At 70.8% G+C, this 12,498-nt stretch carries 13 protein-coding genes; all 13 read left to right on the forward strand.

Features of this window, described 5'->3' with window-relative positions; genetic code table 11:
• The first annotated feature begins 244 nt into the window (after window positions 1-244).
• The 13 genes from rplU to ACYQ8L_RS16905 all read left to right on the forward strand — a co-directional run bounded on the left by rplU (window position 245) and on the right by ACYQ8L_RS16905 (window position 12,368).
• Window positions 245-559 (forward strand): 50S ribosomal protein L21, encoded by a 315-nt coding sequence (rplU, locus tag ACYQ8L_RS16845; protein ID WP_459942978.1) that lies wholly within the window; start codon window positions 245-247, stop codon window positions 557-559.
• A gap of 19 nt (window positions 560-578) precedes the next feature.
• Window positions 579-851 carry a 50S ribosomal protein L27 gene (gene rpmA / locus ACYQ8L_RS16850; protein ID WP_459942979.1) on the forward strand — a complete coding sequence of 91 codons (273 nt, stop codon included), beginning with the start codon at window positions 579-581 and terminating at the stop codon, window positions 849-851.
• Between the two features lie 379 nt (window positions 852-1,230).
• The gene (obgE, locus tag ACYQ8L_RS16855; protein WP_459942980.1) at window positions 1,231-2,247 is read left to right on the forward strand and encodes a GTPase ObgE; all 1,017 of its coding nucleotides are present in this window, start codon (window positions 1,231-1,233) and stop codon (window positions 2,245-2,247) included.
• Between the two features lie 84 nt (window positions 2,248-2,331).
• Window positions 2,332-3,504: a glutamate 5-kinase gene (gene proB / locus ACYQ8L_RS16860; RefSeq protein ID WP_459942981.1), complete on the forward strand. Its 1,173-nt coding sequence runs from the start codon at window positions 2,332-2,334 to the stop codon at window positions 3,502-3,504.
• A gap of 3 nt (window positions 3,505-3,507) precedes the next feature.
• Window positions 3,508-4,767, forward strand: a complete 1,260-nt coding sequence (locus ACYQ8L_RS16865) for a glutamate-5-semialdehyde dehydrogenase (protein ID WP_459942982.1) — start codon at window positions 3,508-3,510, stop codon at window positions 4,765-4,767.
• A complete protein-coding gene (nadD, locus tag ACYQ8L_RS16870) occupies window positions 4,757-5,446 on the forward strand; it encodes a nicotinate-nucleotide adenylyltransferase (protein WP_459942983.1) in 690 nt (229 codons plus the stop codon). The genes ACYQ8L_RS16865 and nadD overlap by 11 nt, the downstream gene beginning before the upstream one ends.
• On the forward strand, window positions 5,443-5,829 hold the full coding sequence (gene rsfS, locus ACYQ8L_RS16875; RefSeq protein ID WP_459942984.1) for a ribosome silencing factor: 387 nt from the start codon (window positions 5,443-5,445) through the stop codon (window positions 5,827-5,829). The genes nadD and rsfS overlap by 4 nt, the downstream gene beginning before the upstream one ends.
• On the forward strand, window positions 5,826-6,857 hold the full coding sequence (locus ACYQ8L_RS16880) for an NAD(P)H-dependent glycerol-3-phosphate dehydrogenase (RefSeq protein WP_459942985.1): 1,032 nt from the start codon (window positions 5,826-5,828) through the stop codon (window positions 6,855-6,857). Before rsfS ends, ACYQ8L_RS16880 begins: the two co-directional genes overlap by 4 nt.
• A gap of 5 nt (window positions 6,858-6,862) precedes the next feature.
• Window positions 6,863-7,498: a dTMP kinase gene (gene tmk / locus ACYQ8L_RS16885; RefSeq protein WP_459942990.1), complete on the forward strand. Its 636-nt coding sequence runs from the start codon at window positions 6,863-6,865 to the stop codon at window positions 7,496-7,498.
• A 1-nt stretch (window position 7,499) separates the two neighbouring features.
• The gene (gene holB, locus ACYQ8L_RS16890) at window positions 7,500-8,444 is read left to right on the forward strand and encodes a DNA polymerase III subunit delta' (RefSeq protein WP_459942986.1); all 945 of its coding nucleotides are present in this window, start codon (window positions 7,500-7,502) and stop codon (window positions 8,442-8,444) included.
• Window positions 8,445-8,470: 26 nt separating this feature from the next.
• A complete protein-coding gene (locus ACYQ8L_RS16895) occupies window positions 8,471-9,454 on the forward strand; it encodes a PSP1 domain-containing protein (protein ID WP_459942987.1) in 984 nt (327 codons plus the stop codon).
• 2 nt (window positions 9,455-9,456) lie between these two features.
• Window positions 9,457-10,998, forward strand: coding sequence for a methionine--tRNA ligase (gene metG / locus ACYQ8L_RS16900; protein WP_459942988.1), 1,542 nt, complete (start codon window positions 9,457-9,459; stop codon window positions 10,996-10,998).
• On the forward strand, window positions 10,995-12,368 hold the full coding sequence (locus ACYQ8L_RS16905) for a TatD family hydrolase (RefSeq protein ID WP_459942989.1): 1,374 nt from the start codon (window positions 10,995-10,997) through the stop codon (window positions 12,366-12,368). The genes metG and ACYQ8L_RS16905 overlap by 4 nt, the downstream gene beginning before the upstream one ends.
• The last annotated feature ends 130 nt before the right edge of the window (window positions 12,369-12,498 follow it).

Genomic DNA, 12,498 nt, shown 5'->3' on the forward strand with positions numbered 1-12,498 from the left:
CGCAGCCCAGCCGCTTAGCCGAAGTTACTTGGAAGCCGCTCCCAGGGGCTGGGACAGCTGCTGGCGCTGGAATCCCAAAGGATTTTGGCGCCCTAGCATCCCAGCCTCCTAGCGTCCTAGCGGCCGTCTTCTAGCCGTTTCGCACGAGCTGAGGGTTGACAGCCCTCATGGGAGTTCACTATAGTCCGCTTTTCGCTCGAAACGGTGGGCCCTACGGGGCCGTTGGTCGGAGGAATGGAAAGCCATGTACGCAGTGATCCGTACCGGTGGAAAGCAGTACCTCGTGGGGCAGGGGGACTTCCTCAAGGTGGAAAAGCTCCCGGGGGACGTCGGGGAGCAGGTGGTGTTCGAGGACGTGCTGCTCGTCAACGACGGCAGCGAGCTCAAGATCGGCAAGCCCGTGGTGGAGGGGGCGCGGGTGCGCGGCACCATCGTGGAGCAGGGCCGCGACAAGAAGATCATCGTGTTCAAGATGAAGCGCCGCAAGGGGTACCGCCGCAAACAGGGACACCGGCAGTACTACACCGGCGTCAAGGTCGAGGCCATCGAGACGGCCTGATCCGAGGAGGTGAGAGGACATGGCTCATAAAAAGGCAGGTGGAAGCTCCCGGAACGGCCGCGACAGCATCGGCAAGCGACGGGGCGTCAAGCGGTTCGGCGGCCAGACGGTGCGGGCCGGCAACATCCTGGTGCGGCAGCTCGGCACGAAGTTCAAGCCCGGCAAGAACGTGGGGTGCGGCCGCGACTACACCCTGTTCGCCCTGGTGGATGGGGTGGTCAAGTTCGAGACCAAGGGCCGCGACCGGCGCGTGTACGTGAACGTGATCCCGGCCGAGGAGGCGGCGTCCTAGGGGGCCCCTCCCGGACCCGACGATCGAGGTTTCGAGGCCCGGACAGGGAGTTCCCCGTCCGGGCTTTCGTTCATTGGGGCTCCGGGGGGCGCTGACCGACGACCGAGAACCGCTTCCAAGTCACTCCCCGCTGGGACGCTAGGAGGCTGGGAGGCTGGGAAGCTAAAATTCTTTGGGATTCCAGCGTCAGCGGCTGCCGTATCAGGGGCCGGAATTTAGAAGTCAGAGGTCAGAGAACCCCCTGTCCTCTGTCGTCTGTCTTCTGGCCCCTGGCATGGTCTTCGGTTCCGTGGTCCAGACGGCCGCGGCGCACCGTCTGGCCGAGGCGGAAGCTATTGTTTTTGCGAACAGACCGCGCCTCGCGGCCTACGGAGCTTCCATGAAATTCATCGACGAGGTGGAACTCACGCTGGCCTCCGGCAACGGGGGCGCCGGGTGCGTGTCGTTCCGAAGGGAAAAATTTGTTCCCCTTGGAGGCCCCGACGGCGGCGATGGCGGACGGGGCGGCGACGTGGTGCTCGTGGCCGAGCCGCGGCTCACCACGCTCCTCGATCTGCGGCATCGAAGGGTGCTCCGGGCCGAGAACGGCCGGCCGGGCATGGGGTCGGACCGCACCGGCCGCAGCGGCCGGGATCTGGAGGTACGGCTCCCGGTGGGCACCGTGGTGCGCGACGCCGAGACGGGCGAGGTGCTGGCGGATCTGGTGGAGCCCGGCCAGCGGGTGGTGCTCCTCAAGGGCGGCCTCGGGGGAAAGGGGAACGCGCGGTTCGCCACGCCCACCAACCGGGCGCCCCGGTACGCCCAGCCCGGCACCCCGGGGGAGGAGCGGCGCGTCCGGCTCGAGCTCAAACTCCTGGCGGACGTGGGGCTCGTGGGATTCCCGAACGCGGGGAAGTCCACCCTGATCTCCCGGATCTCGGCGGCCCGGCCGAAGATCGCCGACTACCCGTTCACCACCCTGGTGCCCAACCTGGGCGTGGTCCGGTGGGCCGAGGAACGCTCCTTCGTGGTGGCCGACATCCCGGGCCTCATCGAGGGGGCGCACCGGGGGGCGGGGCTGGGGATCCGGTTCTTGAAGCACGTGGAGCGCACCCGGCTTCTTCTGCACCTGGTGGATCCCACCCAGGGCGATCCGCTGACCCTCTACCGGGCCGTGCGGCGGGAGCTCGAGGCCTTCAGCCCGGATTTGACCGAAAAGCCCGAGCGGGTGGTCGTCACGAAAGCCGATCTCACGGAGGTGCGCGAGGCCCTGCCCGCGATCCGGGGGGCGTTCGCGGCCGAGGGGGTCGAGGTGCGGGCGATCTCGGCGGTCACGGGCGAAGGGGTCCGGGAGCTGGTGGTGGAGACCGGCCGGGCCCTGGAGGAACTGGAGCGGCCCGCGGGCGGGGAGGAGTGAGCCGGCCGGCGGCCGCCGGGATCCGCCCGCTTTCCAGTCTACCGGGTTTCCAGCTTTCCAGCAGAGACGAACAGGAGCAACGCCTTGAGCAGGAACCGTTTGGCCGAGGCGCACCGGGTCGTGGTCAAGGTCGGGAGCCAGGTGCTCACGGGCCCCGACGGGCGACTCGATCGCCGCGTGTTCGAGATGCTGGCCGACGACATCGCCGCGGCGAGGCGGCGGGGGAGCGAGGTGGTGCTCGTGAGCTCGGGGGCAGTGGCGGCCGGCATGGGGCGGCTCGGGCTCGAGCGCCGGCCGGGCACGATCCCCGAGGTGCAGGCACTGGCCGCGGTGGGACAGATCCACCTGGTCGGGCTGTACGAGGAGGTGTTTCGGCCCCACGGGATCCCCGTGGGCCAGGTGCTCCTCACCCGCGACGACCTGGAGAGCCGCCGCCGGTACCAGAACGCCAAGACGGCCCTCCTGGCGCTTCTGCGTCTGGGGGCCGTGCCGGTCATCAACGAGAACGACACCGTCGTGGTCGAGGAGCTCAAGTTCGGCGACAACGACAACCTCTCGGCCCTCGTGACGAATCTGGTCGAGGCCGAGGCCCTGGTGATCCTGAGCGACATCGAGGGGCTTTTCGACCGCGACCCCAAGGTGCACCCCGACGCCCGGCTCGTGGAGCGGGTGGACCGGGTGGACGAGACGGTGGAACGGTTCGTCGGCCGGTCCCGGTCCCGGGTGGGCACGGGGGGCATGGCCACAAAGCTCATCGCCGCCCAACGCGCCACCCACGGCGGCGCCGCGGTGGTGATCGCCTCGGGCAAGGCGCCCCACGCCCTCCGGCGGATTCTCACCGGCGAGCCGCTGGGCACGTTCTTCGCGCCCCAGGCCGACCGGCTGCGGCGCCGCAAACACTGGATCGCCTACACGGTCCAGCCGGTGGGCCGGATCCGGGTGGACGCGGGGGCCGTGCGCGCCCTGGTGGACGGCGGAAAGAGCCTCCTTCCCAAGGGGGTTGTCGGCGTGGAGGGCCAGTTCGAACGGGGCGACGCCGTGGTGGTCGAAGGGCCCGGCGGGGAGGAGGTGGCCCGGGGCCTCGTGGCCTACAGCGCCGAGGAAGTGCGCGAAATCGCGGGGTTGGCTTCGTGGGAGATCGCTGATAGACTCGGCTACACCTTCGGGGACGAGGTCATCCACCGGGATGACCTCGTCGTGTTCCGGGAGCCCGCGTTCGGGGCGGGGGCGCCGGCGGGCTCCGAGAAGAGGGAGTAGGACATGGCGTTGCGCGACGATCTGGTGGCGATGGGGCAGCGGGCCCGGAGGGCGAGCCGGGAACTCGCGCGCCTTTCGAGCCGGGTGAAGGACGAGGCCCTGCGGGCCATGGCCGACGGGCTCGAGGCAGCGCAGGCCGAGCTCCAGGCCGAGAACCGCAAGGACCTGGAGGCCGCCGAGCAGGCCGGGCTCTCGAAGGCCATGATCGACCGGCTGACCCTGTCGGACGCGGTGATCGCCTCCATGGCCCAGGGGTTGCGGGAGGTGGCGGCCCAGACCGACCCGGTGGGCGAGGTGGTCCGGATGTGGAAGCGGCCCAACGGGCTTCTGGTGGGCAAGCAGCGCATCCCCCTCGGGGTCATCGGCATCATCTACGAGTCGCGGCCCAACGTCACGGCCGACGCGGCCGGGCTGTGCCTCAAGGCCGGGAACGCCGTGATCCTGCGGGGCGGCAAGGAGGCGATCCACTCGAACCGCGCCATCGCGAAAGTGCTCGGCCGCGCCGCGGCGTCGGCCGGGGTGCCGGAGGGCGCGATCCAGGTGGTGGGGGTGACCGACCGGGAGGCCGTGCTCGAGATGCTCCGCCTGGAGGAGTACATCGACCTCATCATCCCCCGGGGCGGGGAGGGCCTGATCCGGTTCGTCACCGAGAACAGCCGCATCCCCGTCATCAAGCACTACAAGGGGGTGTGCCATGTGTTCGTGGACGCCTCGGCCGACCCGGATGCCGCCGAGCGCATCGTGCTCAACGCCAAGTGCCAGCGCCCCGGCGTGTGCAACGCCCTCGAGACCCTGCTGGTGCACCGGGACGCGGCCGAGGCGTTCCTCCCGCGGATCGGCGCGGCCCTCAAGGCGGCCGGGGTGGAGATCCGGGGCTGCCCCGAGACCCGGCGGTGGATTCCCGACGCCCGGGAGGCCACGGAGGACGACTGGCACGCCGAGTATCTGGACCTCGTCCTGGCCGTGCGGGTGGTGGACGGGCTGGACGCCGCCATCGACCACATCGAGCGCTACGGCAGCCTCCACACTGAGGCCATCGTGACCCGCGACTACGCGAACGCCCAGCGGTTCGTGCGGGAGGTGAACTCCTCGGTGGTGGCCGTGAACGCCTCCACCCGGTTCAGCGACGGCCAGCAGCTCGGCCTCGGGGCGGAGATCGGCATCTCCACCACCAAGCTCCACGCCTTCGGGCCCATGGGCGTGGAGGATCTCACCACCACGAAGTTCGTCATTTTCGGCGAAGGGCAGGTGCGTGAGGCCTGAGGCGCCCCTCCCGGACCGGCCGGGGGGCATCGGGGTGTTCGGGGGCACCTTCAACCCGGTCCACCTGGGGCATCTGAGGGCCGCGGAAGAGGTGGCCGATGCCCTCGGCCTCGAACGGGTGTGGTTCGTGCCGGCCCGGATCCCTCCCCACAAGGGGGCCGAGGGGCTCGCCCCGGCCGAGGCCCGCCTGGAGTGGCTTCGGGCCGCCGTGGCCGACAACCCCCGGTTCGGGGTGTCGGACCGGGAACTCCGGAGGGAGGGGCCGAGCTACACGGTGGACACGCTGACCGAGTGGCGGGCCGAGGCCGGGCCCGACCGTCGTCTGTGGTTTCTCCTGGGCGCCGACGCGTTCCGGGAGATCCACACCTGGCACCGGTACCCGGAGCTCTTCGCCCTGGCCGATCTGGCCGTGATGCGCCGGCCGCCGGACGAGGGGCCCCTCGTCCCGCCCCGGGCCCTGGAGGGCGAGTTCGAGGCCACCCCCCACGGGTTCCAACACCGTTCGGGCCGGGAGGTGCGGATCGTGCGGGTGACCCCGCTGGACATCTCCTCGTCCTCGATCCGGGACCTGGTCGCCCGGGGGCGCTCGGTGCGCTACCTCGTGCCCGAGCCGGTGCGCGTGGTGTTGGAACGGGCGGCCCGGGAGCATCCTGTCTGGTTTTTCGGGAGTGGGACATGACCGACGAAGAGATCCTGGAGCGCGTGATGATCTGCGCGGCGGCCGCGGCGGAGAAGCGCGGGGCCGACCTCGCGGTGCTCGACGTGCGAAAGCTCGCCGGGTTCACCGATTACTTCCTGATCGTGAGCGGATCCAGCGACCGGCGGGTCCAGTCCATCGCCGAAGGGGTGCTCGACGCGATGAAGGAGCGGGGGGTGCGGCCCCTGGGGGTCGAGGGAATCCGCGAGGGGCGGTGGGCGCTTCTGGATTTCGGGGACTGGGTGGTCCACGTGTTCTACGAGGACGTGCGCCAGGAGTTCGGGCTCGAGGATCTGTGGTTCGACGCGCCCCGGGTTCCGGTGCCCGGAGAGATCCTCCATCCGAAGCGGGAGTCGGCGCCGTGAGCGAACCACGGGTTGCGGTGGTGGGCGCCGGGGCCTGGGGGACGGCCCTGGCCACGGTGCTGGGCCGCAAGGGGATGCTGGTGCGGCTGTGGGTGTACGAGGCCGACCTGGCCGAGCGCATGGCCTCCACGCGGGAGAACGACCTCTACCTTCCGGGTCACCGGATTCCCGACCCGGTGGAACCCACCGCCGATCTGGAGACGGCCGTGTCGGGGGCCGAGGTGGTGGTGAGCGTCACCCCCTCCCAGGTGGTGCGGCAGGTCATGGGCCGGGCGGCCCGGTGGGTGCGGCCCGACGCATGGGTCGTCACGGCCTCGAAGGGCATCGAGATGGGCAGCCTCCGGCTCATGCACGAGGTGTTGGCCGAGGTGCTTCCCGAGGGGATGGAGGGCCGAATCGCGGCCCTTTCGGGCCCCTCGTTTGCGGCCGAGGTGGCGAAGGGCATGCCCACGGCGGTGAGCCTCGCGTGCCGCGATGCCGAAGGCGCGGCACGACTCCAGGCCCTGTTCTCCGACGCCCGGTTCCGGGTGTACACCCTCGACGACCTGGTGGGGGTGGAGACCGGGGGGGCGCTCAAGAACGTGGTGGCCCTGGCGGCCGGCATCTCCGACGGCCTGGGGTTCGGCCACAACAGCCGGGCGGCCCTGATCACCCGGGGTTTGGCGGAGATCAGCCGACTGGGGGTCGCCCTGGGGGCGAATCCCTTGACCTTCCTTGGGCTTGCGGGCATGGGGGACCTGGTGCTCACCTGCACGGGGGGGCTCTCCCGAAACCGGACCGTGGGCCTTCGGCTCGGCCGGGGAGAGGCCCTGGATTCCATTCTGGCCTCCATGCGGGCCGTGGCCGAGGGGGTCAAGACCACGGGTGCGGCCGTGGAACTCGCCCGCCGCAAAGGGGTCGAGATGCCGATCGCCGAAACCGTCCAGGAGGTGCTGGAGGGGCGGTTGGCGCCGGCCGAGGGGGTGGAGCGGCTGATGGGCCGGCCGGCCAAGCGGGAGTTCTGGGACCTGGAGACGCCCCCGGCATGAGGGGGGTGTTCCTGACGTTCGAGGGCGGGGAGGGCACCGGGAAGAGCACCCAGGCCCGGCTCCTGGCGGAGCGACTCTCCGAGGCCGGGTGGCGGGTGAGGCTCACCCGGGAACCCGGCGACACGCCCCTGGGCAAGGCCCTCCGGAAGATCCTCCTGACGCCGAGCGGCGATCCGCCCTGCCCGCTGGCCGAGTTGCTCCTCTACGCGGCTGACCGCGCGGAGCACGTGGAGAAGGTGGTTCGGCCTGCCCTCGAGGCGGGGGAGATCGTGATCTGCGACCGGTTCGCCGACGCCACCGAGGCCTACCAGGGCTGGGGCAGGGGGCTCGACCTCGGGCAGGTGCGGGCCCTGAACCGGCTGGCGGCCGGGGGGCTTGTGCCGGACCGGACCGTGCTCCTCGATCTGGATCCCCGGGAGGGGGTGGCACGGTCGCTCCACGGAGTGTCCGGCCCCGGGGCGGAGATCCGGTTCGAGCAGGAGAAGCCGGAGTTCCACGACCGGGTTCGCCGAGGGTACCTGGCGATCGCGGCCCGGGAGCCCGGGCGGGTGCGGGTGGTGGACGCCGGCGGCACCCCGGAGGACGTGGCGGCCCGGGTGTGGGCGGCGGTGGCCGACCTGTTCCAGGGAGAGAGGGGGTAGGGTGGGGTTCGACCGGATCGTGGGCCACGAGCGCCCTTTGCGGGTGCTCCGCCGGAGCCTTTCGTCCGGGCGGATCCCCCACGCCTATCTGTTTTGGGGGCCGAGCGGTATCGGGAAATCGCTGGTGGCCCGGGAGGTGGCCCGGGTGCTCCTGTGCCGGTCTGAAGAAGCTCTCGGCCGGGCCGAGGCCTGCGGGGCGTGCCGGTCCTGCGGCCGGCTCGACTCGGGCGCCCATCCCGACTTGCACGTGCTCGAGGCCGGGGGCGCAAGGGTGGGGGTGGACGAGGTGCGCGGCCTCCAGGAGGCCCTTGCCTACCGGGCTTTTGAGGGCGGCCGGCGGGTTGCTATACTCCCGGACGCCGCCCGGCTCACCCGCGAGGCGGCCAACGCCCTCCTCAAGACGCTGGAGGAGCCGCCCGAGGGGGTACACCTGATCCTGATCGCCAGCCACCGCGAACAGCTCCTTCCCACGGTGGTGTCCCGGTGCCAGGGGATCCGGTTCGACCCGCTCGACGATGCCGCGGTGGAGCGGGTGCTCGTGGGGTGCGGCATCGACGGGGCCGAAGCTCGCCGGCTCGCCGGCATCGTGGCCGGGCGGCCGGGCCGGGTGCTCGCACGGGGCGTGGGCGAGTTCCTGGAGTTCCTCGGGGAGGTCGAGGCGGCGGCCGACCGGTGGGATCGGGGAGGCGCCGGCGAGGCGCTACGGCTCGCGGCCGAGTGGGCCCGGGTCCCCGACCTTCGGCAGCGCCTGGAGTTGCTCCAGTCGGTCGTGGCCGAGCGGATTCGCCGGCTCGGCAACGATGTGGAAACCTGGATCGACCGGCAGGCCGGGGTCACCCGGGTCCTGGGCTGGCTCGATCGCAACGTGAACGCGCAGCTCGCCCTCGACGCCCTGTTCCTGGGGCTCGCCGGGCGGGATTGGGAGGACCATTGGCTCGGGTCGTAGGAGTTCGGTTCAAGCGCGCCAGCCGCGTGTACCATTTCGATGCCGACGGCGTGGAGTGCGACGCAGGCGACTGGGTGGTGGTGGAGACGGAGCGGGGCATGGCCCTGGGGCAGGTGGCGAGCCCCCCGCGGGACCTCGATCCCATGCCCGGCCAGACCTTTAAGAAGGTGCTCCGTCAGGCCAACGAGCGCGACATCCTGAGGTACGAGCAGAACTGCGAGCTCGAGGGGTACGCCTTTCAGGTGTGTCTCGAGAAGATCCGGGAGCGGGGGCTCCCGATGAAGCTCGTGGACGTGGAGTACCTGTTCGACGGCTCGAAGGCCATCTTCTACTTCACCGCCGAGCAGCGGGTGGACTTCCGGGACCTCGTCCGGGAGTTGGCCCGGGAGTTTCACGTCCGCATCGAGATGCGCCAGATCGGGGTGCGCGACGAGGCGAAGCTCGTGGGCGGGGTGGGGCCGTGCGGCCGGGAGCTTTGCTGCGCCACCTGGCTCACCGATTTCACCCCGGTGAGCGTGCGCATGGCCAAGGAACAGGACGTGGCCCTGAACCCCACGAAGATCTCGGGGGTGTGCGGCCGGCTCATGTGCTGCCTGGGGTACGAGCACGCCCAGTACAAGAAGGCAGCCAAGAAGTTCCCGCGGGTCGGGAAGTCCGTGGAGACGTCCCGGGGCACGGGCAAGGTGATCCGGCGCAACGTGCTCGAGGGCACCTTCGTGATCCAGACCCGGGACGGCGCGGTCGAGATCGATGTCGAGGAGTGGGGGAGGCCGAAGGCCGAACCCACCGGGACCCCTTCGGCCCCGCAGGAGGAGGGGTCGAAGGAGCGAACAACGCCCAAACGGCGCCGGGAGCGCGCGCCCGGGCCGCCGGAGCCCCGCAGGTCGCCGGAACCTAGTCAGCCCGGGAAGAAGGGGGACGAGAAGGCCGAGGAGACAGGCCCGCCGAAGACGGGCACGAAACGCCGCAGGCGCCGGGGGCGGCGCGGACCGAAAAAGCCAAAGGGGTGATCATGGCGAAAACGTTCTATGTGACGACGCCCATCTACTACGTGAACGACGTGCCCCATATCGGTCACGCGTACACCACCGTGGCCTGCGATGCCCTGGCCCGGTACAAGCGCGCGGCCGGGTTTGACGTATTGTTCCTCACCGGCACCGACGAGCACGGCCAGAAGGTGCAGAAGGCGGCGGCGGAGCGAGGCGAGCGGCCCATCGACCTGGCGAACCGGGTGGTGACCCGGTTCCAGGACCTCTGGAAAACCCTCGAGATCTCCAACGACCGGTTCATCCGGACCACCGAACCGGCGCACCGCCGGGCGGTGGAGGAACTCTTCCGGCGGGTCCAGGCCAACGGCGACATCTACCTCGGGGAGTACGAGGACTGGTACTGCACCCCCTGTGAGACGTTCTGGACCGAGAACCAGCTCATCGAGGGCACCTGCCCCGACTGCAACCGGCCCACCGAAAAGCTCAAGGAGCCGAGCTACTTTTTCCGGATGTCCCGGTACCAGGACGCCCTGCTCAAGCATATCGAGGAGCACCCGGAGTTCATCCAGCCCGTGAGCCGGCGAAACGAGATCCTGTCGTTCGTCCGGGAGGGGCTGCGGGACCTTTCGATCTCCCGCACGAGCTTCTCCTGGGGGATCCCGGTGCCCGGCGACCCCAAGCACGTGATCTACGTATGGTTCGACGCGCTCACCAACTACATCACCGGGGCCGGGTTCCCCGACGACCCCGAGCGGTTCGAGCGGTACTGGCCGGCCGACGTGCACGTGATCGGTAAGGACATCCTGCGGTTCCACGCCGTGTATTGGCCCACGTTCCTGCTGAGCGCCGGGCTCCCCCTGCCGAAGAGGGTGTTCGCCCACGGCTGGTGGACGGTCGAGGGCAAGAAGATGTCCAAGAGCCTGGGGAACGTGGTGGACCCCGGGGCCATCGCGGCCGAGTACGGGGTGGACGCGTTCCGCTACTTCCTCCTGCGGGAGGTCCCGTTCGGGCTCGACGGCGATTTCAGCCGCGACGCCCTGGTGCACCGGATCAACTCCGATCTGGCGAACGACCTGGGAAACCTGGTGTCCCGGGTGCTCGCGATGGTGGGGAAGTACCGGGACGGCGTGGTGCCCCGGGTGCTCTCGTTCGGCACCGAGGGGGTGGACGAGGGGCTCCGGGAGGCCCTGGCCACGTGCCTGGAGCAGGTGGACGCGGCCATGAACGACCTCGCGTTTCATCGGGCCCTCATCGCCGTGTGGGAGTTCGTGGGGGTGGTCAACAAGTACGTGGACACGACCGCGCCGTGGTCGCTGGCCAAGGTTCCCGAACAGGCGGCCCGGCTCGACCAGGTGCTGTACAACGCCTGCGAGGCCCTGCGGGCCGTGGGACTCCTGGTGTTCCCGTTCCTGCCCCACACGGGCCGGGAGATCTGGCGTCGGCTCGGCATGACCCGCCGGGCCGACGAGGGCCGCCTGGAGGAGCTCCGGGAGTGGGGCGGGCTGCCGGCCGGGGTGCGTACCGAGAGGGGCCCCAGCCTCTTTCCGCGGATCGAGGCCCGGTGATCGTCGACACCCACGCCCACCTCACCCTGGAGGGGCTGCGGGACGACCTCGTGGGGGTCCTGGACCGGGCCCGCCGGGCCGGGGTGGGCGCGATCATCACCGTGGGAATCGACCCGGACGACAGCCGGGCCGCGGTGGAACTCGCCGAGCGCACCCCCGGGGTGTGGGCCACGGTGGGCGTGCACCCCCACGACGCCGCCCAGGTCACCGAGGCCGACCTGGATGCCCTGGCCGACCTGGCCCGTTCGCCGCGGGTCGTGGCCTGGGGGGAGATCGGGCTCGACTACTTTCGGGACCGGTCGCCCCGGGACCTCCAACAGCGCCAGTTCCGGGAGCAGATCCGGCGGGCCCGGGAGCTCGGACTCCCCGTGGTGATCCACGACCGCGACGCCCACGCCGACGTCGTGGGCATCCTCCGGGAGGAAGCGGGCGAGCTCCGGGGGGTGTTCCACTGCTTCTCCGGGGACTGGGACCTCGCCCAGGAGGTGCTGGGCATGGGGTTTTTCCTCTCGATCCCCGGCACCGTGACGTACCCCAAAAACGACCGGCTCCGGGAGGTGGTGGCCCGGGCGCCCCTGGAACGGCTCCTCCTGGAAACCGACTGCCCGTTCCTGGCGCCCCAGCCCAAGCGGGGGAAGCGAAACGAGCCGGCCTACATCGTGTATACCGCGGCCGAGGTGGCCCGGATCCGGGGGCTTTCGGTGGACGACGTGGCCCGCATCACCACCCGGGCCAGCCGGGAGCTCTTCGGGGTGGGGGAGGTGGAGGGGAACCCGGTCGCGTACCCGATCCGCCGGAGCCTGTACCTCAACGTCACGAACCGGTGCACGAACCGGTGCGCCTTCTGCCCCAAACACCGGGCGCCCGTGGTCAAGGGCCACGACCTGGCGCTTACCCACGAGCCCTCGGCCGAGGAGATCCTCGACGCGGTGGAGGCCCGGGGCGGGCCCGGGGCCTGGGACGAGGTGGTGTTCTGCGGGTTCGGCGAGCCGCTCCTGCGGCTCGAGCTGGTGAAGGAGGTGGCCCGGGAGCTGCGGCGGCGGGGCGCGCGGCGGATCCGGGTCAACACCGACGGGCTGGCGAGCGCGGTGCACGGTCGAAACGTCCCCGCCGAGCTCGCGGGGCTGGTGGACGCCGTGTCGGTGAGCCTCAACGCCCCCGACGCCGAGACCTACGAACGGCTCTGCCGGCCTGGCGTCGAAGGCGCCTACGAGGCGGTCCTCGAGTTCCTCCGGGAGGCCCGGGAGCACATCCCCGAGGTCACGGCCTCGGTGGTGGCCGTGCCGGGGCTCGACCTGGAGGCCTGCCGCCGCCGGGCCGAGGAACTGGGGGTCCGGTTCCGGGTGCGGCCGTACAACGAGGTGGGATGAGCGCCCGACGGGCCGCCGAAACCGGCCGCCCCGAGGGGCGGTTTTTCTTTTGCACGAGCGGCGCTGGGGGGTGGGGCCCCCGTTGCCGAACGGCCCAGCCAAGGAAGTGTGGCGGAGCTCTTGGGAAGCT

This window comes from Deferrisoma palaeochoriense, from assembly GCF_054656955.1.